The organism is Marinicellulosiphila megalodicopiae (assembly GCF_045862395.1).
Lineage (GTDB): Bacteria > Pseudomonadota > Gammaproteobacteria > Pseudomonadales > Natronospirillaceae > Marinicellulosiphila > Marinicellulosiphila megalodicopiae.
Genome location: NZ_AP023087.1, coordinates 2,466,414 through 2,492,027, shown reverse-complemented (window position 1 = coordinate 2,492,027; position 25,614 = coordinate 2,466,414). Strand labels below are relative to the sequence as shown.

The following is a 25,614-nucleotide window of genomic DNA, read 5'->3' as shown; positions in this document are numbered from 1 at the left end:
ATCTATAAAATTGAGGCAGACAAATGAGTAAATATGACGAAGAATATTATGTATTAAGACGTTTTCGTGATGATGAATCTATACCGTCACTTGCTCCCGATAAAAATACAAATAACAGAGGTTATACAATTGGGAGAGTAGAAGGGAATTCACCATTGGTGTTTTTTAATTCAATTAAAGACTATCAGTTACAAACTAATTTAGAAGAAAATATTGGTGAGATTCTTTTTGATTCTAGTTATCTGTTAATTTCAGATAAGGTCTATAAGAAGATAGTTTTAAAGAATTTGCCTTTGGATTTTACGCCTGCAATTTACATTGACAATAAAGAAAAGTGGCATGAAGAATATTGGTATGTCAGAGTAACAAAAAACATAGATTGTTGGTGTAGAGAACATTCAGAATATTCTAAGAAATCTATTGAGGCTACTGGCGCTCATCATATTTATTGCTATGTATTAGATGAAAAAGTTTTAGATAAAATTGAAGAAAAAGATCGGTTAATTTTTGAAATGGATAAATCAGCCATGGGTGATATTGTTATTCATAAATCATTAATGGAGGAGTTGTTGGATGTTGGGTGTGCTGAAGAGAATTTCACATTAATAAGTGAATACGAAGGGTAAGGTCCGCGCACGCTTAATCAATCGGGTGCACTTGGAATTAAAATGACGCACCCTTTTTTAAATCGTGTCATTCATGCCATATAATGTATGAGGCGCGAACTATCCATTTATTGATAAGTAAATGATCCAAGATTAACCCGCCACTAGCGAATATAACCCTTCATTCATACAAATAATACCTGATTGTTATAGATTATTTTGTGTTGAATGCAGCTCAATAAATAATCAATCATTTGTTCCAATTGTCATATTCCCCATAAATTTAGTAGATGCAAAAAAAGCAATTTCAAGTAGAATATGGGGCTGTTAAAGCCTGCAGAGTAACTAATTTGTAGTTACATATTTGTAGTTACATATTTGTAGTTACATATTTCTGCTGCACTTGTTACTTCTATTGTGTGTATTTCATGTTTTTTTGCTGAAATTATTTAGAAAAGGAAAGATTATGATTAATTTTCACTTCAAATCAACTGCTTATGATGACGATACCTTTCGGGTACTTTCGTTTAGTGGCACCGAAACCATGTCATCATTATATCAATTCACCATTAACTTAGTGTCTCAAAAACCCGATATTGAATTTTCAAAAATGGCAACCGAAGGGGTGCAACTCAGTATTGTTGATGAAGTTTCTGGCAAAACTCGGTATTTCAATGGAATGGTTAAAAACCTATATTTAACAAATTTGCGTACTGGCGGATTATTTGAGTATCAATTGGTGATGGTGCCCAGAATATGGATGAAAACACAGGTCACACAAAATCGAGTATTTTTAGATAAAAGTGCTTTGGATATTATTTTAGATGAATTAAAAAGTACAGAACATCAAGATGGACACCCAATTTTAGCTGATGAAGATCATGAAGGCATTACTGACTCAGACTATGAGGTTAGAGAGTATACAGCCCAGTTTGAAGAATCGGATTTTGATTTTATTTCACGATTGATGGAGCACGAAGGCATTTTCTACTTTTTTGAACATGATGATGCAAAAGAAAAGTTAATAATTGCAGATGGAAATGGTGATTTATACAGTATTAATGGTGATGAGAGCGATGCGATTGTACCGTTTAATTCTGATAAAGAAGGCAGTCATAATGATAATTTGGTTGTCTATCATTTTTCTCGTTTTCAAACCCATTACCCAAAAAACCTTATTATATTAGATAAAAACGAAAACCGCCCTGATTTGCCATTACAAAAATACATTGATTTAGCAGCAGATTCAGATATACCAGGACTTGGCCATGTCACTGAATTTGCTAAAAACTACAAAACCCCAGAGGAATTAGAGCGAATCATTGTTGTAAGAAATCAGGAATATTTATGTCGTCAAGGCAGCTCAAGCGGTGAAGGTAATAATTATTTATTTTGCGCGGGTGCCTTTTTTAATTTACAAAATTGTTACAGAGAAGATTTTGATCAAAAGTACTTATTAACATCGGTTAATCACCGGGGTTCACAAGATATTATCACTTGGGGCAACATCGGAAATACTCATTACCATAATACATTTGAGTGCATTCCATTTACATTAAACTATAGAGCACAACGCTCTACGCCTGTGCCAAAATGCAACAACATGATTATAGGCACAATTGAAACAGCAGGCGATGACACAGGCCGAGCGGATATTGACGAAAAAGGTCGTTATAAAGTGAAAATGGGGTTTGATATCAGTGATGCCGAGGATGGCAAACATTCGCATCGAATTCCAATGGCGCAGTCGTACACCGGCGAAAATGGAGGAATCCATTTTCCGTTAGCCCCTGGCACTGAAGTGATTATCGCGTTTTTAAATGGGGATGTTGACCGTCCAGTTATTATGGCCGGATTACCTAATGACGTGCATCAAAGTGTTTCAAAAACTGAAAACAGCACAAGCAATATCATTAAAACTTACAGTGGAATCACTATGAGTTTTAATGATGGCAAAGGTGTAAAAAAAGAAGAAGAATCTTCCAATGATTCATCAGTAGCCAAACAAGGCGCAAAGCAAAAAATTGGATTTGTTGCTAACAATAACAAAACCCCCGCTAAGCCTTTAAGCGTTAGTGATGAAGATATTAATACTCAAGAAAATGATAAGGTTGATGCTTATCAATCTTTAGATATTGGTTTAATTCATAGTCAGTCAAACGCTAAGTTAATCAATAAGCAATCATTAACCATGCAGCAACAACATATGGCTGATTCCTCAAAAGAAAAAGAGAAGAAACAATCCAAACCTAAATCCGATAAACATAAACTTGTTTTGTTGGATAGTAAAACAGAAAAAGATACCGAATCTGAAAATAACTTTTCATTAAAAGTCCCTTATAAAGAAGGCTTAAACAGTTATTTAAGAATGGGGATTAATCGTAAAGAAGATAATTTTTCTGAAAACTCACAAAGCACTGAAGATAAAGAACACATATTTAACACAGAAAACACAAGCTGGTTTGATTATACCGATGGCGATAAGCTATCAGTGACTATGGGTGAAAAATTCGAGTTAATTAACAGCGGTGAGTACGATTTAAAAATTAACAACGGTGACAAAAAAACCAAAAAACAAACCACTTTCCACGATAGTTTTTATCATGATGAAACCGATGGATTTAAACGCTCAACAGTTGCGAATGTTAAATCGGATCATTCTCAATTTGGCGATAATGAAACATATTATGACGGATTGTTGTGTCAGGCTAACACCGGTTTAAATACAAATATTAATGTATCTGGTCAGTTAAAATTATCCTATGCCAGCAATGTGAATGTGGTTAAAAACACTTCAGTGAGTTTTTCTTACGAAGACACTTTCGATTACGTTATTGGTGACGCGCATAAAATTTCTAAAAATGAAAATATTGAATCTTTAGAAAAAGTCCAACTTTATGTGGATACCTCAACAAGTTCGGATTTTAAAAAGCATATTGATGATCTTAAAAAAGATACGGATAAAGGCGAAGAGCTAATTAAAAACGTATTAAAAGACAATGCGATTTTGGAAATTGTTAAATCCAAATCAAACAAAAAAGACAACAAGAATACCGATACTATTTTTGCATTAAGTGCAGCCATAAGTGCAGCGGCGTTATTGTCTGCAAAAGACATCAAAGGTAAATCAACCGTTAAAGGCTCGAAATCAGATAACAGCAAACGCGCATCACAATTAGTACTAGCAAAAGATCAATTAACTTTAGCGACAAATGATGGCGACAAAAAAGAAGCCGCTGATATTGTTTTGAAAAAAGACGGATCAATGGTGTTAGAAAATAAACTTAAAGAAAGTAAAATGGAAATCACCAAAAAAGGCTTTATTGATTTAAGTTGTGCCAAAGATGCCCGTATTCGTTTATCTCGTAAGGGGGGGGGCGAATTAGACATTAACAAAGATGGCGTGATCATTTTACAAACTAAAAAGAAAAAACTAAAAGTACTCAATGACAACAGCAATCAGATTATGTTTGATGGTAAAAACATTAAAGTAAAATCTAAAGAAATGAACGTAAAAGGCAAAGTTAAATTAGGCAAGGCAGGTGAGTTATCCGTAGGATAATTAATCGGTAATTCACGCATTGAATAATTAAATACACGTATTGAGGATTAAATAATGGGTATTGAAGTTGTCAACCCAACGATGTTACAAGTCGCCTGGATTGCTCATAAAAAAGAGTTTCCCAAAGATTGTTTGAGTTTTATTGTTAAAGGTACGTTTGAGTTAGTTCAAAATGAATTAGCTAAACAGATCGATTCAATGCCTGTTACCGGCGATGAATTTGATCTGTTCAACCCAAACAAAGGATTAATTTATGAATCGGATTTTGCCTATTTTAAAGAAAATGCAGATTTGTTATTAAAAGCAAATTGTCACACACCCCAACAACAGCCTATGACTCAGTGTAATGTGACATTCAGTGTTGCAGGACAGTCACGTACCTTAACCGTTATTGGTGATCGTTATGCAATGCCATCAATGATGGGGGAGAGTTATTCTGACCCAGAGCCATTTACAACCATGCCTATTAATTTTGAACACAGCTACGGCGGCGTCGGATTTGAAAAAAATACAGTAGGCAAAGGAATTAATTCAAATGAGTCGGGTGTGAAGTGGATGCATAATGTGTTTGATTCATCACTTGGTGAAAAAGAACCCGCAAGTTTTGGTCCGATTAACAGAGCCTGGGCGCAACGCTCTAAAAAATTAGGCACCTACGATGAAAAATGGCAAAAAGAACGCTGGCCTTGGTTTCCCGAAGATTTTGAATGGGCATATTTTAATGCTGCCCATGAGTCAATGCAGTTTGACGGATATTTAAATGGCGATGAATCCATGGCATTTGAAAATTTACATCCCGAATATGAGTATTTTGAATGTCGTTTACCCAATATATTGCCGCGATGTTTTGCGGTTGAGCCTGATGGTGATGAAGATTTTAGAGAGATCGAGTTAAAACTTGATACAGTTTATGTCGATATGACTGTCCAGCAAGTTCAGTTAGTTTGGCGCGGTATTGCCCAGGTTAAAAGCCAAACCTTTACTGAATTAAGTCATGTGTATGTGCAGCAAGAATCATTAGAAGGACCCAATGCCAGTAAAGATGATCATCAAGCAGCGTTTAATGTATTAATAACGCCATCTACTGAATTTGATATGGAACCAGAAGTTGAAGAACAAGACCAAAGCGCTGTTCAAGAAGCGCCTGACGATTCTATTAAAGCTGATCCATTTGAAAACGCCATTGAGCAAAGTAAAATTCAATTGCTAGCGGCTGGATTTTCAGCTGTAAGCATTGATGGTATTTTTTCAAGTGCTAATCCAGCTGAAAAAATATCAGCAGAAATTCAAGCAATGGGATATAGCTCAGCAGAGGCAGATGAATTAATGGCAAAATCAAAAGAAAATACTAAGCAGACACTCATTGATCAAGGGTTATCAAGTGCCCATATTGATATATTGTTTCCATCAGGCAGTTAGGGGAAATTAAATGTCACAAGAATTAAGTATGATCGATCGTGAATATATTGATATTCAATATAAAAATGGTGAACGATCATTTGTAGGATTAGATCTTTCTGAAATTGATTTATCAGGGCTGGATTTATCAGATAGTGATTTTACAGGCGCAATATTATCAGATAGCAACTTAAATAATTGCAATTTATCTCGCTGTATATTTGTGCAAGCGAATTTATCCAATAGCACATTTAATCATACCGTGCTTGTTTCAGCGGATTTATCCTACGCGGATTTAAATTCAGTTGAAATGCGTCATTGTGATGTGAGTCAAGCAACCATGATTGAGACGGATTTAAGTGCGGCGATTATTGAACAGTGTGAATTTTTCGAAAGCTTTGCCCAGTTTGCTAATTTTTCTGAAACTACCATCACAGACTCTAACTTTCAAAAAGCGACCATAAAACAATCAGACTTTTCAGAGTCAAATATTAACAAATGCAATTTTAGTCATGGTGACTTTAACAACTCAAACTTCACAGGTGCACAAGCTAAATATATTAATTTTAGTTTTAGCGATATTACCAATTTAAGAATTGGCGAGTTATCGGTATTTGAGCAAGCCAATTTTAGTCAAACTTGCGCAATTGAAGCGATTTTTGAATATGCAAAATTACAAAATGCCGATTTTTCATACTCCAAATTAACGGATGCCAATTTTTTGGGTACAGATTTAACCGGCGCAAATTTAACTGCAATTGATGCCGCTAATAGCAATTTTAGTGAATCGATTTTGATTGAAGCAGATTTTTCAAATAGTCATTTATTTCAATCGACTTTTGCAAAAAGCAATATGAATAAAACAAATTTAAGTGGCAGCAATTGTTACGAAGTGGAGTTTTTTGAAGCCCAACTACAAGGTTTAAATATTAATAAAACCATATTACACGAAACTAAATTGGCAATAGGTAAACAATAATGGATCACAACCTTGCAGACCAATATATCTCACAAATAAAACAAACAGGTAAATTAAACACGGCATTAATTTGCGATGTTGACTTTACCGGTAAAAACTTAAGTGATGCGGATTTATCTCATATCCAGTTTCATTCGGTGGTATTTGATGGGGCCATATTAAACTCAGTTGATTTTACTGGTGCTCACTTTAAACAATGCTCATTCATAGGAGCACAATTAAAAGGGTGTAATTTTAGCGAAACAATGATTGAAGGCGCACGCGAGTTTACCAGTGACATTAATCAAGCTGACACATTAATTGAGTCATTAGAATTACCCCAATCTGCCGCTCAATATTATCAAGACAATCAAATAGTAGGGTTTAGCCAAAGTTACTGTGATTTTTCTGGAGCAGATTTAACCTTAAGTATTTTTAATCAAGCCCAAATAAAATTAAGTAAATTTGATTTGGCCGACCTGTCAGGTGTGAGTTTGATTAGCACACAACTTGTGCAATGTAGCTTTACTAAAACCGATTTTAGCTCATCTAACTTTAATGAGGTCCAAATCAGCCAATGCGACGCAATGCAAAGTGTGTTTACTAAAACCACAATGACACAATGCCTGTTTGAACAAAGTAATATAAGTGATGTTACATTAACACAATCGACTTTGGATCAACTGAGTTTTGATACCGTACTTTTAAATGATACGACGTTTGTGGATTGTGATATCACCCAGGTAAAATTTGAATCTTGTGAAATTAATCAAACATTAATCAGAACCTCGCAATTAAGCCAAGTATTATTTGCGCAATGTTTACCAAAACAAATTGAATTATCACAATGTACTGCTGAAAAATTATCCTACATTAATATGGATTTAACCCAGATGCCGAAAATGTCAGGTGATTATTCAGATTGTTTATTCATTGAGTGTCAATTATCAAATTTAGATTTTAAATCGATGCAATTACAAGGTGCAAATTTTGCCGATGCTCTATTAGAAAATACTGATTTTTCAAATTTAGATTTAACTGATGCGGTATTTGTAAATGCAGATTTAACCCGCAGTAAATTTTTAAACAGTCATCTTATAAACACTGATTTTAGTGGATGTAAATTAAATGGCAGTGATTTTAGTGGCGCAACAATAACTGAGGGGACATTAAGTGAAAGTGAATGCTTATCCACTCAATTTAAAAATTGTGTAATTGATCAAAGCGATTTTTCGAATTTAACATTAAATAATGTCAGTTTTAATCAGGCCGTTGTGTCCAATACAGATTTTACGGATTCTGCATTTATTGAAGTTGATGCGATGCAATCGAAATTTGAAGATTGCATAATGACACAAATCAACATGAGTGATGTCACCTTTAAAGAGGCCGAATTTTTAACCAATGAAATAAGTGAAAGTGTCTTTAAGAATGTTAATTTCAGTTATGCCACTATTTCAGTAATGGATTTATTAGATAGCGAAATTTCAGCGTTAAACTTCAGTTATAGTCAAGTTTATAATATTGATTTGTCTGAGAAAATATTGGTGGATTGTGTGTTGCATCATAGTGAAATATTAGCCAGCAATTTTCAAAAATCTGATTTAATGGGGATGAATCTGTCACATTGTAATTTTACTGATGGGGACTTTTCGTTTGCCAAATTAAGCACCTGTATTTTTGAAAAAAGCATGTTAGATCAAGTTGATTTCACATCCGCTGATTTAAGTCTGTGTAATATGACCGATGTATCTGCATTAGCCGCTGATTTTTGCGATGCAAATTTAACCAGTAGCGATTGCCAAAATGTGAACTTTTTAGCAGCAAATTTTGAAAAAGCAATATTAAATAAAGTTAATTTCTCTAAAGGGAATTTAAGAGAGTGCGATTTAAGTCATGCAAAAATTCATGATACTGTGCTGCATAATACCAACTTAATATTTGCTAATCTGTCACATGCACAGTGTATTGGATCTAGTTTTATGGATGCAGATTTGCAAGGTGTCAATGTCCATCAATTGTTAGAACAAAACGTAATTTGGCAGGGTGCAAATAAACAAGATTGGTTAGAAACCGATCCATTATTGTCCAATGCGCAGACTTTTAAGCCACCTAAACCCGCAAAAGTATAAATTTAAATAAATACTCAGTATAAAAAGGTCGAATATGTTAAATCTATTAGAATCACAAAATAGCTCGGTTCAATACAGTTTTACCAAACAAGCGAAAGTCACTAGAGTGGATGATCAAAAAATTTGGGTCAGACTTGAACACGCCCAGGCAAGTTTTGTGGTTGAGTGTTTATGTGCCATGTTGCAAACCTATCAACCAAGTGTCGGCGATACTGTATTGGTAAATGGTGATAATTTTAAATTGTGTTATATCATAGGCGTAATTGATGCTGTAACAAAAAATGAAGCAACAATTCACCCAAATAAAATTAATGAAATTAAAAATACAAACGGTGCCGTGGCAAAATCTTATACAAAAGAAGGCAGTGAGTGCTTAGCAGTTGAAGATGAAAATGGATTCTTATTATTTGAATACGACAGTGTCAAAAAGCAAAGCAAAATATTTTCGCCAAAAGGTGATTTAACCTTTAGCGCGTTAGAAGGCGGAATTAATCTATACAGCGCAGAGCACATTAAATGCCATTCAATAGGCGCTATTGATTTACAAAGCAGCACCGCTGCACAATTACGTGTGGCTAATCATGAAAAACAAACAGCCATAAATCTATCAAACGAAGCGATGAGTATCAGTACAAATCAATTGGCTTTAGAGGCTAACCAGGCGCAAGTAAATGTAGATCACAGCCATTTAGTTGGTAAAACACTTAATACAGTGTTGGATCATTCAAAATTAATGGTCACTAAATTAGAAACCCATGCGGGGCGAATTTTAGAAAATGCCAAAAATATCTATCGAAATATTGAGCAGTTAAGTCAAACCAAAGCAAAACGTATGCGCACAATGGTTGAAAAAGATTACCAGCTAAAATCAGAATCAAGCACCATACATGCTAAGAAAAATATAAACATCGATGGTGAAAAAATTAATTTAGGTTAAGTTAAGTAGGAGAATAATATGTTTGGAATGTCCTCAAAAGGCGGCGGAATGTCACAAGCGTTTCCTGATGTGTGTAAGACACCCATGGCGCCTTCGCCTATTCCATTGCCTTATCCAAATATGGCAATGTTAAATCGCGCTAAAAAAGAATCTAAAAAAGTAAAAGTAAAAAATAAAGGCGCGTTTACCATGAAAAGTAAAGTTGGTTCTTCTAATGGAGATGAACCAGGTACATTAGGTGGACTGATATCAGGTAAATCACGCTCGGTTGCTAAACCTGCTAAAGGCAGTTCAAAAGTAAAAGTAGAAGGCAGTCCTGCAATTTATCAAACCTGTATTTTTGGCCATAATGGAAATAACGCGAATATGCCTGTGGGTTTTCATACATTACCTTCGCAAACAAAAGTAACGATTTTGTTTTAGCTCTGTTTTTTAACTCTCTGTTTTAATGGGGGAGGGTAAGGGTAAGGGGGGTGTTTTAATAGGTGGTTTTGATAGGAGGTTGTGTTGCCAAAATATCGTGTATTGCATAAAAATCAGTTTAAATTTGAAAAATTAGTCTCGTATTGCCAACTGCAAACGCGTTTAACGGTATCAAATAGTAAACATCAAAATGTGATATTTAAGCAATTTATTATTAATCCAAATAAACATCAACAAACAGAAACAACCGATCAGTTTGGTAATGTTAACGCACAATTTACAATTGATTATGCAATCAAATCATTAGTATTAACAACCATTCATACAGTAGTCACTCAGTCTTTTTCGCCATTAAATATGCAACAATCCGTTGATTTAAATCAATACAATGCTAAAGATTTAATTGAACAAAATAGTGAGTTATCACACTATTTTAAAGACAGTCAATTTATACAATACAATGAAACGATCAAACAATACGCGCAACAATCATTTAAACCAAACAAACCTATTTTAGAAAGTTGTATAGAGTTAAATACACGAATATATAATGATTTTAAATTTGATCCAACCATTAGCAATGTTAACAGCACCGCAATAGATTGTTTTGAAAACCAAGGTGGTGTGTGTCAAGATTTCTCACATTTGGCCATTGCCTGTTTACGAAGTGTAGGATTAATTGCAAAATACATCAGCGGATACGTAGATACTAAAGTGGACAGTCAAATTAACTATGTTCCAAGCAAAGATGTATCTCATGCGTGGTTTGCGTTGTTTGAGCCAATTCATGGCTGGATAGAGTTTGATCCAACTAATAATTGCTTAGCAACCGATCGTTATATAAGATTAGCTTTTGGTAACGATTATGAAGATGTGTGCCCACTACAAGGCGAAGTGAATACACAAGGTGGACACAGTTTAAAAGTCAGCGTGGATGTGGAACGGTTAAATTAAAATGTAAATTAAAGCAGACAGCGCACTTTTTAATTGAATGTTTTTTTGTGTCAGTCGAAGTGAATCTAATCAGAAAAGTCCATAATGAAAAATATACAATCAAAAATGCAAAGTTATCATTCCAATTAATAATTGGAATGTATTTAAAATTTAGACGGGTGAGTAAAACAAGCAATGACTAATATGAAGTTAGTAGAAATAATTAAATTTCAAACTGAAGAAATATTTCAAATCGAAAGCCCAACTCAAGCGTTAATTGCATTAAATCAATTAACCCCGCGTGAATTGGCGTCCATACCAAAAATAGCCAGCTACAAAGAGCGTTGGATGACCATCCCTGCTGATTTAGAATACCAAATCAAAAATGGCATGGTGTTTTTAGTGCGAAACTCAGTAAATGATGTCGTGCTTCCTGCTGTGACCTATGACAAAGATAATATACTAAAAGACCAAGTATTTGATGACACCACCGACCTAGTGCATGAAAGCTTAAGAATTAATTCAAGTTTACCAACTGCCTTTAAAATGGGGCTAAAATTTCTGATCAAAGACAAACCCACTCCTTTAAGTGCAAGAATATACGAAGCCAATGTAGGAAATTCAGGTGACGAACAATCATCGATCAGTTCAATAAATCAGTCAGAAGATAAAGATGTAAAATATAATGAAGGCTTGAGTAAACAAGACGAAAAGAATAAAGACTCTCAAAAGAATGACTCAAATAATCAAGAGTCAAAAGAAAAAGCCCCAGCAACTAAAACTGAAGAAGAAAAACCAAAAGACGAACAAGAGAAAAAATGTGAGACTTGCGGTAAGGCTTATGATGCGGAGTGCCCAGGGTCTAACAAAAAAGCTAAGAGAATTGAAGGTTATGAAGTTGGCAAAGGTACAAAACTTGGTGAATATATTGCTGAAAATTGGGGGTTTGGAGATGATATCAATAAACATCCTTGGAATTACGAAATTGGTAGAACTAGTGATGATAAACCTATTCCTTCGTTACAAGCACATCATTTAATAGATTCAAATACATTAAGAAGTAGCTCAAAAATAAGAAATGTTGCCCAAAAATTTGGGTACAATATTAATAGTAAAGATAATGGAGTGATGCTTCCAAGTGCAATGGAACTAGCATGCCATCTAGAAATCCCCCTTCATAAAGGATCGCATGATGCTACTTATACAGATGTGAAATCAAATACAAATACAGAGGTGTTTTTACCTTATCCTCAAGCTGTAGCGCAAAATGTTATAGATATAATAGTTGAAATTGAAGAGAGTGGTAAATGTATTCTTGAAAGTGGTAATAAATTTATTGAAGAAATGAATGAATTAAGTGAAATAATTTTAGGAAATATTTCATCATTTACATGGACAATTTCTTCTGATGGAATAGATTATAAGTCAAATGGGACCGGCTGTGGTAATCCAAACGCAAGTGAGACTGAAATAAATAGTAGAAGAGGGATACCTGATAAAAGAAAAGATAAAGGTAAAATGTGCGCTTTAAGAGAAACTAATGAAAAGCATATATTTCCAAAAGAAGAAATTAATGAAATTAGCAATGTAACTTTAGAAATAGGAAAATAACATGGTAAATTTAGATCAATATTATGTAGTACACTCTGAAAATACAAAAAATTACCCAATGATGAATGGGGAAATTACACCTAATATAAGATCTCAATGTTCAGGTAAATATAGAGATGACAATGGTGATAAAATATTAATAAATAATAGGATCGAAATAGAATTAGCGCCTGAAGATTATAGTTATCATATTAATTTAGCGTTTCCTAAACCTAATAAACCAGAATATGTTGATTTTCATATGTATGATTTGGAGCAAAGTGTATCAAATAAATTTGTTGAAGCATTTGAAGGATTCCCGGGTGTACAGTTTTTGCAAGGGACTGAAGGTGAAGTTATTAATGAATTAAAATTAGATTATTACCTTGTTCATTATTTACAAGCTATTAAGTGTATGGATATGGAAAAATCAAAAGTTAAAACCAGCAAGAGTGGTAGAATTATTTCATACGAAAAATTAGTTCTTAATTACGAAGTTTTAAATAATATTCCTGAAGATCAACGTTTAATTTTTTGGCTATGGGAGCGTCCTTCGACGCGTATAGTCCACCAAAAATTTGTAGATATCTATAATGAAGCAGGTTTAAAAGGCGCTCGTTTTGTACCAATAGAACAATACAATGAAGAAACGGCGTTTATGTGATTGATTATTAAAGGTGATGCTACCAATGATCACCTTTAATAGTGAATATGTAATGCTTGGTTAGCATTTATTTATTATGTATTTCTTAGTTGGCTTCCAGAAAATGATTAATTTAATAAATTTGTTTAAAAAAGGACAATTTAATGGCTAAAAATGATCAATATTATGTAATTCATTCAGTAAATAATAAAAACTTTCCTATGATGCAGGCTTCAACTAAGCCAAAGCTTAAGTATCTATACTCAGATAAATATCTTGACGATAATGATGATATAAAATTAATTAACAATCGAATGGAGTGTCAATTAGCGCCAGAGATTTATTCCTATGAAATAAATTTAGCAAAACCAATTCCAAAAGATCCGAGATACGTGGATTTTCATAGCTACGATTTAGAACAAAGTGTATCGGAGAAATTTGTTAAGGCATTTAAAGATTTTCCTGGTATTCAATTTGTACAAGGCACTGGTGGGGAAGTGATTAATGAGTTAAAACTGGATTATTATTATTTACACTATTTATATTCAATTAAGTGTTTGGACTTAGAAAATGCTAAAGCTGATGTGAGTTTTAGTGGGCGAATTATTCAATATAAAAAATTGGTATTAGATTACGAAGTATTAGACAATATTCCAGAAGAACAACGCTTAATATTTTGGTTAAGAGAAGATCCAATGACGTGTATCGTTCATCAAAAATTTGTTGATGTGTACAATGAGGCAGGATTAGAAGGCGCACGCTTTGTACCGATTGAAAAATATAATGCTAAAACTGCTTTTATGTGATTGAGCATTAAAGGTGATGCTACCAATGGTCACCTTTAATGGTTAATGCTTGGATGGAAATTTTTTATTATGTATGTCTTAGTTGGCTTTCCGAAGCCAATGTAGGAAATTCAGGTGATGAACAATCATCGATCAATTCAACAAATCAGTCAGAAGATAAAGATGTAAAATATAATGAAGGCTTGAGTAAACAAGACGAAAAGAATAAAGACTCTCAAAAGAATGACTCAAATAATCAAGAGTCAAAAGAAAAAGCCCCAGCAACTAAAACTGAAGAAGAAAAACCAAAAGACGAACAAGAGAAAAAATGTGAGACTTGTGGTAAGGCTTATAATGCGGATTGTCCAGGTAGTAATCCAGATAAAGCATTAAAATCTGATTTAGATGGAAATAGTAAAACATTAGAAAAAAAATATTATGGACAATATTCTCTTTTCAAATGTTACGGATGCAAAACAAAAAATAGCTTATGATGATGAGGGTAATAGGCTTAAAAAAGATGACTGGCATAAAAAGCACCCATGGTATTATAAAGGTAAAGTTAAGCGCTCTATTGAGGCGCATCATTTAATTGTAAGTGAATCAGTTCGATCACCATCAAGTTATAAACCTATTCTTGAGAAATTTGGCTATGATATTAATTGTAAAGAAAATGGTGTGATGTTACCGTTTTATATGGATCTAGCCTGTCATTTAACTGTACCGCTTCATAGAGGAAATCATGATCAAGGAGAGGGTTTGGCTAGTCATAATTATCCAGATTCTGTTATTGTTTTACTTAAAGAATTATCTGCGGAGATTGAATCTGGAAGTCTATGTGAATCTGGAAATAGTGGGGCAAATTTTAAGAGCCAAATAAATAAAATAAGTAATAATATCTTGGGTTATATTTCAAATTTCGATTGGACAATTGGTAGAGATGGAAAAGATTTTGAAAAGGATAGCCCAATTGGATGTGGAAATGTAGAAAATATAGGTGATAACAAAGATAAAGAGTGTAATTATCGATCGAATAACGAGACTCATCAGTTTTATGATGTTGAAAAAAGAAAAAACATAATTATTAATAAAAGAAATTTAAGTATTGGAAAATGATATGACTACTAATTTTAATGAAGAGTATTATTTAATATTAAGAGAAAATAATGATTACTACCCAACAATTGATGGGTTTTTACAGCCAAGATATCGAGGAATGAAAGTTAATAATGAAGATCCAGTTTGTGTGAATTTAAATCTAGCATTGACAAATGGAAAAAAAGACCAATTTGTAGATTATCATTCATCAGGTGGTGATTCTATTTGCTCTAAAGCGTTTGTCGATTTTATAATTTCATTGGGTACAGGTGGTGTACAGTTTTTAGAAGGCACCCATGGGACTATTGTTGAAAAGTTAAAACTAAAATATTTTTATATGCATGTTTATCGAAGGATAAGATGTATTGATCAAAAAAAATCAGATTTAGATATTGATGAAACTGGATATATAGATAGTATTAAGAGCATTTCAATTGATGCGGAAATTTTAAATAAAATACCACTTGAAGAAAGGCAGATTTTTTTCTTAGATGAGTCTGCTTACATTAAATTATTTCATCAAAGTATTGTTGAAAAAATTCAAGCTACTGACATGAAAGGGTTCCAATTTGTTAAAGTGAAAGATTGGAGTATTCATTCTGCTTTCAGTTAATTTTAAAATAGATTAAAACCACAAGATCATCATTAGGGATACTAAAGTGGATAGTCAAATTAACTATGTACCCATTAAAGATGTGATGTATCTCATGCGTGGTTTGCGTTGTTTGAGCCAATTTATGGCTGGGTAGAGTTTGATCCAACTAATAATGGCTTAGCAACCGATCGTTATATAAGATTAGCTTTTGGTAACGATTATGAAGATGTGTGCCCACTACAAGGCGAAGTGAATACACAAGGTGGACACAGTTTAAAAGTCAGCGTGGATGTGGAACGGTTAAATTAAAATGTAAATTAAAGCAGACAGCGCACTTTTTAATTGAATGTTTTTTTGTGTCAGTCGAAGTGAATCTAATCAGAAAAGTCCATAATGAAAAATATACAATCAAAAATGCAAAGTTATCATTCCAATTAATAGTTCCAATTAATAGCGCGTGTTATTTAAACAGAGCTTTCCTAAAACAAAATCCTTATGTTTCAGACTTCAAAAAATCATACGTTTCTAAGAGCTAAAACCTGTTTAACCATACTTGCGCGATAAAACAAAAAGTGCCAACGATGACCACCTAGTTGATGCCATAAAATGGCGCTTCGTAAACCAAATAATAATGTTGCACGAATTTTATCTGCCACACGTTCGTTACGAATATGTTCACTATTGCCAAGTACTTTAATGCTAAAGTTCAACGTGCTGACGGATTCTTTGTAGGTATTAGCTAAACCAGAAATAACCGATTCATGGGTAAAGTCATCAAAGTAGTCCGCTTGATTTTGCACCTTCTTTAAGTTGGTGCCAATCAATGCCAATCGCGTTTTGTCTTTACGAATTTTACTTTCAATATGCAATAAACTCATGGCGTATTTCATAATGTGGCCTTGAGTTTTACCATCGCTAAGATGGGATTTTATTTGCGCGATGCCTTCTTGTACATTTTCAATGCCACCGTAAATATCCATTGTATTGTCTGGTGATGTATTTAATGTGCCTTTGCTTATTTGCTGACACATTAAATCATCCAATTTTCCTGTATTGGCTAAACGGTCAACAAGGTATGCACTTTGGAAAACACCCGCCAGCGCCAGTGCGCGTTCATTTGACATAATATTTCTTATTATTGAATGAATTGTTCAATCACACCGCCACCAAGGCAAATGTCATTGTCATAAAATACAGCGGATTGACCAGGGGTAATGGCACGTTGTGGCTCATTGAATTTTACAATGTATTGGCCATCAACAAAATCAATCACGCAGTCTTGATCAGGCTGGCGATAACGATGTTTGCATGTCAATGTCATTGGTAATTCTGGCTTTTGGCCTTTTACCCAATCAATCTCGCTTAAACTTAAGCTGTGAGAGTACAGCATTTTGTCACTGCCTGCTTGCACAGCGGTTAACACATTTCGATCTAAATCTTTTGCGCCAACAAACCAAGGCGCTTCAGGGTAATTTTTTAATCCGCCAATTTGCAAACCTTGGCGTTGGCCTAATGTGTAATACATTAAGCCTGTGTGTTTGCCAATCACATCGCCGTTGGGTGCTTCAATGTTACCAGGCTGTGCAGGTAAGTATTGTTGTAAAAAGTCTTTAAAGCGACGCTCACCAATAAAACAAATACCCGTGCTGTCTTTTTTATTGTGCGTAATTAAGTTTTGCTCTTCGGCAATTCTGCGAACTTCTGGTTTTTCTAATTCCCCAACAGGAAATAACGTCTGAGCTAATTGGTCTTGATGCACCGCGTGCAAAAAATAGCTTTGATCTTTGTTGGTGTCTAGTCCTCGTAATAAATACGTTTGCTGATCATCCGTGCGTAAACGGCAGTAATGACCGGTTGCAATTTTTTGCGCACCTAGAATTTTTGCGTAATCCAAAAATACTTTAAATTTAATTTCTTTGTTACATAAAATATCAGGGTTGGGCGTTCTGCCTTCTTTGTATTCGTGTAAAAATAACTCAAATACATTGTCCCAATATTCGCTGGCAAAATTAGCTTGATGAAGCTTAATGCCAAGGGTATCGCAAACCGCTTGTGCGTCTTTTAAGTCTTGTTTTGCGGTGCAATATTCAGTGTTGTCGTCTTCGTCCCAGTTTTTCATGAACAGGCCTTCAACTTGATAGCCTTGTTGCATCAATAAATATGCACTAACCGAGGAATCAACACCGCCGGACATACCGACAATGACTTTAGTGCCTGTGGCAGGTTTAGTTTCTAATGGGTTCATCAAGAGCCTTTATATCAAATGAGCGACCGGCTAAATAATCTTCAATATTTTGTAGAACCAGCGGGCTTCTCAGTGTGTTTTGTTGTTCAAGTGTTTTGATTTGATCTAAATCTAGCCAATGAATGGCCATAATGTCAGGATCTAATTGATCCGATTTCTGTTCAAGCAACTCCCCAATTATCGTACATCTCAAATAGTGAGTTTGATTATTTTTTGCAAAGTAACGATAAAAGCCTAGCAACGCTGTTGGGCGAATTAAATAACCGGTTTCCTCAACAGTCTCACGAATACAGGCTTCAATGAGTGTTTCATTCCCTTCAACATGGCCCGCAGGTTGGTTATAAACGGATTTGCCAAATTTGTGTTCTTCAACCAATAAAAATTTACCATCATTATGTACGATGCTAGCAACGGTTAAATGGGGAAGATTAGATCGAAGATCGGACAAAACAGGCACTCAAATCAAAACAGGGTGGGCATTTTACTGAATCAAGGCGCTAACTAGAAGTAATATTTGTAAAAGTTCAAAAAAGCGCTAAAGGGATGAATAAAACTGCCGATATATGTAAGGAATTCGAAAAATAGCGAAAACATTATGATTTCCCAATTAGGTCATTCAAATTTCTCACAACACACCGGTGCGCCAACATTTGCGCATCACGATAATCATGCCGATATCAAAAGCAAAACAGTAGAAAAGCAAAACGCCCTTGAAAAGACGGATCAAACCGATGTGAAGGAAGCGCAAGCGATTTCTAAAACTTTTGATGTCGATGCGTTAGTGAAAGATTTGTATGATCAACTCGCCTCAAAAGTCACACTTCGTTCAAAGGGTAATGAGCAAGAGCAAGAGGCATTATGGCAACAAGCCAAGGAAGGTATTGCCGCAGGATTTGCAGAGGCTAAAGACGTGCTTAAGTCATTTGGTCAAATGGATGATGCTTTGAATGACAAAATTGACAGCGCCCAAGGACAATTATTTGAGCGTATAGATGATCAACAATCCGTACGTGAATTTAATAAAATTGAATCCAGTTTTGAGCACAAACAACAAAAAAGCTTTGCTTTAGAATTAACCACTAAAGAGGGCGATCAAGTACGATTGTTATTTGATCAGTCCCATCATTCAAAAGGGCGTGAAAGTGCGTCAGGGCTAGATTTATCACAAATGGATATGGATCAATTTCGCTTAGATGTAGTAGGGGATTTAAGTGAAGAAGAATTAGAAGACATCAAATCATTATTTAAAGATGTGTCTGAGTTAAGCCAGCAATTTTACAAAGGCAACATGGATCAAGCCTTTGATTTAGCCCGTGATTTAAATATTAATGGATCCTCATTAAAATCAATGGACTTGAATTTATCAAGTTATAGCTCAACCACGACACGCTCATCATTTGGACCCTCTACAGCAGGGGCGCAAATACCACAAAGCCAATCTGCTAAACATGGCATTGATCAATACAAACAAATGGTGCCAGAGCAAAACAAACCCGTAGCGATGGAGCAATGGTTAGGATTTTTAGAAGGCTTTGATAAAAACTTAGAAAGCGCAGGGTTGCCAAAGTTAGGTCAATGGATGGAACAAGCTAACGAAGCCAATGAGAAATTCATGAAAATATTTGATCAAGCAAGCGCGCAGGTTTGGCCAAGTGATATTGCGAAAATTGATGAATTGTTTTAATTAAAGCGATTCATTTGAATGTGTTTTAAAAATCCCATCGGGGATTTTTTTTGTCTAAAATAGTAAAAAATAAAGTAAGACCTAGTTTTAAAGGATCGAAAAAAGATTGAATCAGATCAAATGAAGAGTCAAATAAAACTATATACCTACTCTTAAAATGATAAAGAATAATAAAATAAAATAAAATGATAAAGATTAATGAAGCAAAATGATAAGTGAATAAAAAATAGACACTTATCTCATTATTATGCAAACAATCCATTTACAATATCAACCTTCTGTTTAGATATATATTAAAAAGGCATTGATATGAAAATCACCCCACTAATTTTAAGTTTACTGTCCTGTTTATTACTCAGTAGTTGTTTAGATCAGTTTAAAAATGTATTAAATGATGACACTGAAACTTTGACCAATACCAATACCAATACCAATACCAAAACTGATGATGATCCAATTACATGTGTTGCATTAGCATCCAGTTTGAGTTTTGAAAGTGAAATACATAATAAAACTGCTAATTTTGATGCGACATCAAGTTATGTAACAGGTTGTAATGACACCCTTGAAATAGGCTTGTATAAATGGAATTTTGGTGATGGCACTATAGTTGAAACCAATTCTCCATTGATCACACATCAATACCAAAGTGTGGGAGAGTATGAAGTTACGTTAAATCTGTCAGCTGATTTAAAAGTAACTCAAACAATTATCATTTCAGAACAAAATGCATGTGCAGATATTTCATTGAATCAAAGCAATTGTGAAACCCAAACGGATACCGATGTGTGTATTGCCCTAGCATCGCAAGCAATATTTAAAACCACCATTACTGAGGATGCGTTGTTATTTGACGCTTCAGAAAGTTATTTTTTCGAAGGTTGTCAGTTTATAGCAGTGGAGCAATACAGCTGGGATTTTGGTGACGGAGTGATTGTAAAATCGAATACACCGATTATCTCACATACATATGAATTTTCTGGACCACAAACCGTGGAATTAACAATTATTAATGAAGGTCGTGAAGTTAAATACATTGAACATATTGACTATAAGTCAGTGCAAGATTGTGATGAGGCTATGTTTATCCATAACAACATACTGGGTAAAGAAGCGGAACTTAAGGCGATGTTATTACCTGAATGTGCAGAATTTGCAACTGAGTATCATTGGGATTTTGGCAATGGCCAAAGCGCAAAAGGTTCAGAAATCATATATGTTTATCCAGAATTTGGCTTTTACACTCTCACGTTAACTGTCACTTTGGGTCAAGCGAAAATTTCAAATGCGATTACAATCGTAGTTTCACATTCGGACACAGACTTAAATTGCATAACTGTTTATGATGTACATGTGGAATTTGAAGAGATGTATAGTGAAAAAAGTACAGTGAATTTTGACGCATCTTCCAGCTACAATTATGATTGTAGTACACACAATGAATTAAATAATTTTTATTGGGATTTTGGTGATGGAACAACCAGTACAACGGATTACGCGTATATCAGTCATCAATATCAACATAATGGTGAATATGAAGTGACATTAAGTGATCATGCACATAATCCAATAGCCAGTTATTCAAAAGTAATTACCATAGAGGATGTGGGCAGTTGTGTTGATGTAGTTGTACCTGCGTCAAATGAAGAAATCGTTCAAAATATTGTGTTATTGCCAAATTGTGATTCATTTACATTACAACAAAATCCGATCATTCAAAATGCGGATAGGGTTCAATTTTCAGTTGAGCAAAATGCATTTACTCCAGAGCAATTAAGTTATCAATGGCATTCAAGTGATGGACAATCAAGTACGCAGTCAGAATTTGATATTACCTTTTCTGAAAATGGAATTTACATTATTACAGTAGAAATATTAGGGCCGAATTATTTTATATGGTCATCTTCAATTCAATATGAAGTGAAGTATGATTATTGTTCATATGCGTCTATTGCGCCACTGGAAGATGCCCGAATTATAAATGTTGACATTGAAGGATTAACCGTTAAGTTAACTTCAAATACTCAGCGTTCTGATTGTTATGGAAATGAAATAAACGTTTGGGATTTAGGTGACGGCACGGTTATTGAAAGCGAAGAATCTACAATCATTCATACCTATCAAAGTCCAGGTGAATATGATGTTCTGTTACAAACACCTTGGGGAATGGATCGTCAAACCATTATTGTAAATAATGATCAATGTGTTCAAACGACTTACCCAACGTTTTCAATTACTCAATTAAATGAATTTGAATATCGATTTGATGCAAGTGGCACTTCTTCAGGTTGTGTGGGTTTAAATTATCATTGGCGCTTTGGTGATTCACAAGAGTATGAAACTTCACAAGCTGTTGTCACTCATAATTTTGAAGAGCATGGGGAATATTTAATTACGTTAAAAACTGATAATCATAATCAAGTCAGTGCTCAGCTGAATACTCAGGCGCTCACTGGTTCTTCAACGATTATATTAAGAAGCCAGTATTATTTTTTAAATGAATATGTGCAATTTTCAGCCTTGGCACACAAAATTAAAATTAACAACGAACAGCCTGAATTGATACAAAACCAAGACACGGATATGCCAAGCACACTGCCGGCCCCTAATGTGGATTTCGCATATCAGTATGAATGGAATTTTGGTGACTCAACTCAATATATCACCGATTTAGATCAAGCATACGGTTCTTACTATCAACATGAATATGTAGTCGGTGGAACATATCAAATAAGTGTGAATGCTGCATTAATGACAGGAGAACAAATAACGGATTCTTTTGAAGTAGAGGTTGAACATATTGACAAAATTATCGCGAGTATGGAGGCTGTAGTAAATAGTAATCAAGTCAGTATAACTGCGAGTGCTGCATTTAATGGCATTGCATTAAATGCAATGCCATTAAATTATACATGGGAGCTTGGAGATGGCACGAGCTATGATGGAATCGAGCTGAGTCAGATTGACCATGTTTATACTAATGATGGGTTATATGAAGTAAAACTAGTCATCACTTCTCAAAATCAAGAATATACAAAAACGTTGAAACACGTTGTTAAAATTAAAGCGATACAATAAATCACTATGGTTAGCAGGTTCAGGTTAGCAGGTTAGCAGGTTAGATTTATAGTTAGATAAAGTGAATTAAATTAAAATAAAATGGCCTATGATGTAAAGTCAAAGGCCATTTTTTTTTGGATCTTAAAATGCGTAAAATAGATAAAAAAATAGACAATCAAATTATAAAAGCGTTAACACAAATTTGTGAGGTTGCCTTAGAAGAAATAAATGGATTTATATGGTTAACCCATAGCGTTAATTTTTCTCATTTTCCAAAAAGTTTGAAAATTATCTGTGTATTTGATTCGATTGAACATTTAAATGATTATTTAATCATAAATAATGGCGTATCATTTGGGCGATATATTCAAAAACAATTTAAAAATATAGATATTGAAATAACTAATAAGCATATATTTTTTGACACACAAGAAAAATGTATACGTGAACATAATGGAAACTGGGCAAAAAGGCTGGCTTGAATTATTTTAAATATTGTAATAATTTTGCAGCGAATATTTTAGGCGATACCGGTTTTGTAATAAAATCGGTAAAACCTTTTTCTTTTAATCCATTAAGTATTTTGTTTTGTGATTCTGCTGTTATCGCAAGTATCGGCCCTTCAAATAAATTTGATTCGCGAATGCGTTGAGTTGCTTCCAATCCGTCCATAACAGGCATGTGCAAATCCATAAAAATTATGTGATAGCTAAGTGGTCGCTCTTTTAATAAATTGATCGCCTGTAATCCATCAGTGGCAATGTCGATGTCCATATTCCATTTTGATAATAGTAATCGTGTGATTTGAATGTTAATGGGATTGTCTTCAACTAGTAATCCTCTTTTACCCATTAAATTTAAACTTTTCATATTAAAGGGTTGTTCGCTAGTATCGAGCACTAATGTGAAAGAAATTTTGCTGCCAGAGGCGTCACTTTTTTCGATAACCAATTCGCTGTTTAAATTTTTGAGAATTTTATTGCTAAGGGCCAGCCCTAAACCTAGGCCAGAAAATTCACGTTTTAAGGAATTATCACCTTGGTTAAATGGGGTGTCGATGGCGATTATTTTTTCACGATCTATGCCAATTCCTGTGTCTGTGATGGTAAAACGCACGGTCATGGTTGTGGTATCCATGCTAAGTTGTTCTATGTTACAGGTGACGGCCCCTTTTGATGTGAACTTAACTGCGTTATCGATTATGTGTGACAGTATTTGGTAGATTCTTTTTTCATCGTAATAGCAATGGTTATTTTCAAGAGTGCTATCGATTGATAGTGTCCACTTTAATTCTTTAGCTGAACATTTTAATTTGAATTCATTATCTAACTTTTTTGATGTGTCGTTTAGATTGTTTTTTGCAATATACATTGACAATCCATGGGGATCTTCAAGTTGGCTGTAGTCCATGATGTTGTCAACAATCGACATTAAGGTTTGGCAGTTTTGATTTAAAGTTTCTGTAAAATTGTTTCGCTCTTTTTTTGATAGTGATTCATCATTTAAAAAATTACCCATCGACACAATAGCATTTATTGGGGTTTGAATCTCATGGCTCATGGTTGATAAAAATTCAGTTTTCACTTTTGTAAGTTTTTCGGCTTCTTCTCTGGCAATGCGTAATTGATGGATGTGTCGATTATGAAAGATAAACTGCCAAAATTCAGTACAGACAAAAAATGAGAAAATCGTGACAATAAAAGCAAGGGATAATGCTTTAGGTATTTCAACAATGGGGGTGTAAATGTCTTTGATGAACGTTAATGCAAATAAAATGAGCAGGGGTAATAATATACAATACACACGAAGTTTCACTTCTTTGTGTACGATAAAAAAACTACTTGCTGAAATGATAAAAAAGAAAAGATAGATTAAACCACTGTCATAACCTATCACTAACACCATTACCGCTGCACCACTGTTGAAACAATGGATCATTAATAGGCGAGCAAAAGTAAAAAATTTATTAAACGAAAGGGTGAGGCAAATTGCGTATACTAAAGCATTCGCTCCGACATAAAGACCTAAATAGTGATTGCCGAGTATTAAAAAAATGACAGCATAAAATGCGCAAGCTGAACCTAATATCAGAGCAGAAATATTAAACATTCGATTCGCGAAATTAAGAGCGATATCGTCGTTATGTGTGCCTATTTGAAGCAGTTGGCTTAGCCTAATCATTAAAAATCCCAGTTTGATATATTAAGTTTAGTCAGACATTAATTAAACACCCCATAAACTTGTAAAGAAGTGTTTCTCTATTATGAAAAGTAACCCAGCAGATGATTTTGTCGCACCCAAGTGTTTAGAATCGATCGAAATTTTGTATCAAGATGATGATATTGTCGTGATTGATAAACCTTCAGGGTTATTAAGTCTTTCAGGTAAACATCCATTAAATAAGGATTCAGTGCATCATCGAATTGTGCAAGATTTCCCAAATGCATTAATGTGTCATCGATTAGATTTAGGCACATCGGGTGTGATGATTATCGCTTTAAATAAACCTGCAATTGCCCATATTAATCGCCAATTTGAATTACGCAGCATTAAAAAAACCTACCAAGCAGTATTGATGGGATCCGTTGTAAATGAAGAGGGTGTGTTAACGTTTTCCCTTAAAAAGGGAGAATTTCCACGACATGTTGTGTGCGAATTGCAGGGTAAATACAGCGAGAGCCATTATAAGGTGGTTGGTCGAAATGATGCTTCTTCGGATTTTCCCAATTCCACCAAGGTGATATTTACTCCCAAAACTGGCAGAACCCATCAATTACGCATTCACAGCCAAGCTTTTGGTCATAGTATTTTAGGTGATGATTTATACGGCGATGAATTATGCCAACAATCAGCCAATCGATTAATGCTCAATGCGTATAGTCTAGAGTTTGCCCATCCAACTAAGTCTCAAAGAATGACATTTTTGAGTGAATCATTGTTTTAATTACTGAAAAACATTGCCAAAA

Annotated in this window: 23 protein-coding genes; 19 read left to right on the top strand and 4 right to left on the bottom strand. The window is 34.3% G+C overall.

The window, feature by feature from the left end; all coding sequences use genetic code 11:
* The first annotated feature begins 23 nt into the window (after nt 1-23).
* From TYM08_RS10650 to TYM08_RS10580, 15 genes are all read left to right on the top strand, one after another.
* A complete protein-coding gene (locus TYM08_RS10650) occupies nt 24-626 on the top strand; it encodes an imm11 family protein (RefSeq protein WP_422379127.1) in 603 nt (200 codons plus the stop codon).
* 445 nt (nt 627-1,071) lie between these two features.
* Entirely contained in the window at nt 1,072-4,167 is a 3,096-nt protein-coding gene (locus TYM08_RS10645) for a type VI secretion system Vgr family protein (protein WP_422379126.1), read from the top strand.
* 54 nt (nt 4,168-4,221) lie between these two features.
* The gene (locus TYM08_RS10640) at nt 4,222-5,586 is read left to right on the top strand and encodes a DUF2169 family type VI secretion system accessory protein (protein WP_422379125.1); all 1,365 of its coding nucleotides are present in this window, start codon (nt 4,222-4,224) and stop codon (nt 5,584-5,586) included.
* Between the two features lie 10 nt (nt 5,587-5,596).
* Complete coding sequence (locus TYM08_RS10635; RefSeq protein ID WP_422379124.1) at nt 5,597-6,544, top strand: pentapeptide repeat-containing protein; 948 nt, start codon at nt 5,597-5,599, stop codon at nt 6,542-6,544.
* Entirely contained in the window at nt 6,544-8,655 is a 2,112-nt protein-coding gene (locus TYM08_RS10630; RefSeq protein ID WP_422379123.1) for a pentapeptide repeat-containing protein, read from the top strand. The genes TYM08_RS10635 and TYM08_RS10630 overlap by 1 nt, the downstream gene beginning before the upstream one ends.
* Before the next feature lie 34 nt (nt 8,656-8,689).
* Nucleotides 8,690-9,592: a DUF3540 domain-containing protein gene (locus TYM08_RS10625; protein WP_422379122.1), complete on the top strand. Its 903-nt coding sequence runs from the start codon at nt 8,690-8,692 to the stop codon at nt 9,590-9,592.
* Nucleotides 9,593-9,610: 18 nt separating this feature from the next.
* A complete protein-coding gene (locus tag TYM08_RS10620) occupies nt 9,611-10,015 on the top strand; it encodes a DUF4150 domain-containing protein (protein WP_422379121.1) in 405 nt (134 codons plus the stop codon).
* Nucleotides 10,016-10,099: 84 nt separating this feature from the next.
* Nucleotides 10,100-10,969 carry a transglutaminase family protein gene (locus TYM08_RS10615; RefSeq protein ID WP_422379120.1) on the top strand — a complete coding sequence of 290 codons (870 nt, stop codon included), beginning with the start codon at nt 10,100-10,102 and terminating at the stop codon, nt 10,967-10,969.
* Between the two features lie 183 nt (nt 10,970-11,152).
* Nucleotides 11,153-12,559: an AHH domain-containing protein gene (locus TYM08_RS10610; RefSeq protein ID WP_422379119.1), complete on the top strand. Its 1,407-nt coding sequence runs from the start codon at nt 11,153-11,155 to the stop codon at nt 12,557-12,559.
* 1 nt (nt 12,560) lies between these two features.
* A complete protein-coding gene (locus TYM08_RS10605) occupies nt 12,561-13,202 on the top strand; it encodes an imm11 family protein (protein ID WP_422379118.1) in 642 nt (213 codons plus the stop codon).
* Nucleotides 13,203-13,345: 143 nt separating this feature from the next.
* The gene (locus TYM08_RS10600; protein WP_422379117.1) at nt 13,346-13,987 is read left to right on the top strand and encodes a hypothetical protein; all 642 of its coding nucleotides are present in this window, start codon (nt 13,346-13,348) and stop codon (nt 13,985-13,987) included.
* A gap of 38 nt (nt 13,988-14,025) precedes the next feature.
* Nucleotides 14,026-14,460 carry a hypothetical protein gene (locus TYM08_RS10595; protein WP_422379116.1) on the top strand — a complete coding sequence of 145 codons (435 nt, stop codon included), beginning with the start codon at nt 14,026-14,028 and terminating at the stop codon, nt 14,458-14,460.
* A complete protein-coding gene (locus TYM08_RS10590) occupies nt 14,405-15,082 on the top strand; it encodes an AHH domain-containing protein (protein WP_422379115.1) in 678 nt (225 codons plus the stop codon). Before TYM08_RS10595 ends, TYM08_RS10590 begins: the two co-directional genes overlap by 56 nt.
* Nucleotide 15,083: 1 nt before the next feature.
* A complete protein-coding gene (locus tag TYM08_RS10585; protein WP_422379114.1) occupies nt 15,084-15,677 on the top strand; it encodes an imm11 family protein in 594 nt (197 codons plus the stop codon).
* Between the two features lie 108 nt (nt 15,678-15,785).
* A complete protein-coding gene (locus tag TYM08_RS10580) occupies nt 15,786-15,968 on the top strand; it encodes a hypothetical protein (protein WP_422379113.1) in 183 nt (60 codons plus the stop codon).
* 206 nt (nt 15,969-16,174) lie between these two features.
* Here TYM08_RS10580 and hflD read toward each other — a convergent pair whose 3' ends face one another.
* From hflD to TYM08_RS10565, 3 genes are read right to left on the bottom strand one after another with little or no spacing between them, the layout of a single operon-like run.
* Nucleotides 16,175-16,783 (bottom strand): high frequency lysogenization protein HflD, encoded by a 609-nt coding sequence (gene hflD / locus TYM08_RS10575; RefSeq protein WP_422379112.1) that lies wholly within the window; start codon nt 16,781-16,783, stop codon nt 16,175-16,177.
* An 11-nt stretch (nt 16,784-16,794) separates the two neighbouring features.
* On the bottom strand, nt 16,795-17,904 hold the full coding sequence (gene mnmA / locus TYM08_RS10570) for a tRNA 2-thiouridine(34) synthase MnmA (protein ID WP_422379111.1): 1,110 nt from the start codon (nt 17,902-17,904) through the stop codon (nt 16,795-16,797).
* Complete coding sequence (locus TYM08_RS10565; RefSeq protein ID WP_422379110.1) at nt 17,885-18,352, bottom strand: NUDIX hydrolase; 468 nt, start codon at nt 18,350-18,352, stop codon at nt 17,885-17,887. The genes mnmA and TYM08_RS10565 overlap by 20 nt, the downstream gene beginning before the upstream one ends.
* Before the next feature lie 147 nt (nt 18,353-18,499).
* Here TYM08_RS10565 and TYM08_RS10560 point away from each other — a divergent pair, with 147 nt between their 5' ends.
* The 3 genes from TYM08_RS10560 (at nt 18,500) to TYM08_RS10550 (ending at nt 23,130) form a co-directional block, all read left to right on the top strand.
* Nucleotides 18,500-19,588: a DUF5610 domain-containing protein gene (locus TYM08_RS10560; protein ID WP_422379109.1), complete on the top strand. Its 1,089-nt coding sequence runs from the start codon at nt 18,500-18,502 to the stop codon at nt 19,586-19,588.
* Between the two features lie 309 nt (nt 19,589-19,897).
* Nucleotides 19,898-22,666 carry a PKD domain-containing protein gene (locus tag TYM08_RS10555; RefSeq protein ID WP_422379108.1) on the top strand — a complete coding sequence of 923 codons (2,769 nt, stop codon included), beginning with the start codon at nt 19,898-19,900 and terminating at the stop codon, nt 22,664-22,666.
* Nucleotides 22,667-22,794: 128 nt separating this feature from the next.
* Nucleotides 22,795-23,130, top strand: a complete 336-nt coding sequence (locus TYM08_RS10550; RefSeq protein ID WP_422379107.1) for a Fis family transcriptional regulator — start codon at nt 22,795-22,797, stop codon at nt 23,128-23,130.
* A gap of 1 nt (nt 23,131) precedes the next feature.
* Here TYM08_RS10550 and TYM08_RS10545 read toward each other — a convergent pair whose 3' ends face one another.
* The gene (locus TYM08_RS10545; RefSeq protein ID WP_422379106.1) at nt 23,132-24,829 is read right to left on the bottom strand and encodes a hybrid sensor histidine kinase/response regulator; all 1,698 of its coding nucleotides are present in this window, start codon (nt 24,827-24,829) and stop codon (nt 23,132-23,134) included.
* Nucleotides 24,830-24,911: 82 nt separating this feature from the next.
* Between TYM08_RS10545 and TYM08_RS10540 the strand changes: the two genes are divergently transcribed.
* The gene (locus TYM08_RS10540) at nt 24,912-25,592 is read left to right on the top strand and encodes an RluA family pseudouridine synthase (RefSeq protein ID WP_422379105.1); all 681 of its coding nucleotides are present in this window, start codon (nt 24,912-24,914) and stop codon (nt 25,590-25,592) included.
* The last annotated feature ends 22 nt before the right edge of the window (nt 25,593-25,614 follow it).

Excerpts from the sequence above, each read along its gene's own strand:
- TYM08_RS10540 (WP_422379105.1), top strand. The coding sequence starts at position 24,912 with ATGAAAAGTAACCCAGCAGATGATTTTGTCGCACCCAAGTGTTTAGAA.
- TYM08_RS10645 (WP_422379126.1), top strand. The coding sequence starts at position 1,072 with ATGATTAATTTTCACTTCAAATCAACTGCTTATGATGACGATACCTTT.
- TYM08_RS10590 (WP_422379115.1), top strand. The coding sequence starts at position 14,405 with ATGGACAATATTCTCTTTTCAAATGTTACGGATGCAAAACAAAAAATA.
- TYM08_RS10610 (WP_422379119.1), top strand. The coding sequence starts at position 11,153 with ATGAAGTTAGTAGAAATAATTAAATTTCAAACTGAAGAAATATTTCAA.
- TYM08_RS10585 (WP_422379114.1), top strand. The coding sequence starts at position 15,084 with ATGACTACTAATTTTAATGAAGAGTATTATTTAATATTAAGAGAAAAT.
- TYM08_RS10625 (WP_422379122.1), top strand. The coding sequence starts at position 8,690 with ATGTTAAATCTATTAGAATCACAAAATAGCTCGGTTCAATACAGTTTT.
- TYM08_RS10560 (WP_422379109.1), top strand. The coding sequence starts at position 18,500 with ATGATTTCCCAATTAGGTCATTCAAATTTCTCACAACACACCGGTGCG.
- TYM08_RS10605 (WP_422379118.1), top strand. The coding sequence starts at position 12,561 with ATGGTAAATTTAGATCAATATTATGTAGTACACTCTGAAAATACAAAA.
- TYM08_RS10550 (WP_422379107.1), top strand. The coding sequence starts at position 22,795 with ATGCGTAAAATAGATAAAAAAATAGACAATCAAATTATAAAAGCGTTA.
- TYM08_RS10635 (WP_422379124.1), top strand. The coding sequence starts at position 5,597 with ATGTCACAAGAATTAAGTATGATCGATCGTGAATATATTGATATTCAA.
- hflD (WP_422379112.1), bottom strand. The coding sequence starts at position 16,783 with ATGTCAAATGAACGCGCACTGGCGCTGGCGGGTGTTTTCCAAAGTGCA.
- TYM08_RS10600 (WP_422379117.1), top strand. The coding sequence starts at position 13,346 with ATGGCTAAAAATGATCAATATTATGTAATTCATTCAGTAAATAATAAA.
- TYM08_RS10545 (WP_422379106.1), bottom strand. The coding sequence starts at position 24,829 with ATGATTAGGCTAAGCCAACTGCTTCAAATAGGCACACATAACGACGAT.
- mnmA (WP_422379111.1), bottom strand. The coding sequence starts at position 17,904 with ATGAACCCATTAGAAACTAAACCTGCCACAGGCACTAAAGTCATTGTC.
- TYM08_RS10650 (WP_422379127.1), top strand. The coding sequence starts at position 24 with ATGAGTAAATATGACGAAGAATATTATGTATTAAGACGTTTTCGTGAT.
- TYM08_RS10630 (WP_422379123.1), top strand. The coding sequence starts at position 6,544 with ATGGATCACAACCTTGCAGACCAATATATCTCACAAATAAAACAAACA.
- TYM08_RS10555 (WP_422379108.1), top strand. The coding sequence starts at position 19,898 with ATGAAAATCACCCCACTAATTTTAAGTTTACTGTCCTGTTTATTACTC.
- TYM08_RS10595 (WP_422379116.1), top strand. The coding sequence starts at position 14,026 with ATGGTTAATGCTTGGATGGAAATTTTTTATTATGTATGTCTTAGTTGG.
- TYM08_RS10620 (WP_422379121.1), top strand. The coding sequence starts at position 9,611 with ATGTTTGGAATGTCCTCAAAAGGCGGCGGAATGTCACAAGCGTTTCCT.
- TYM08_RS10640 (WP_422379125.1), top strand. The coding sequence starts at position 4,222 with ATGGGTATTGAAGTTGTCAACCCAACGATGTTACAAGTCGCCTGGATT.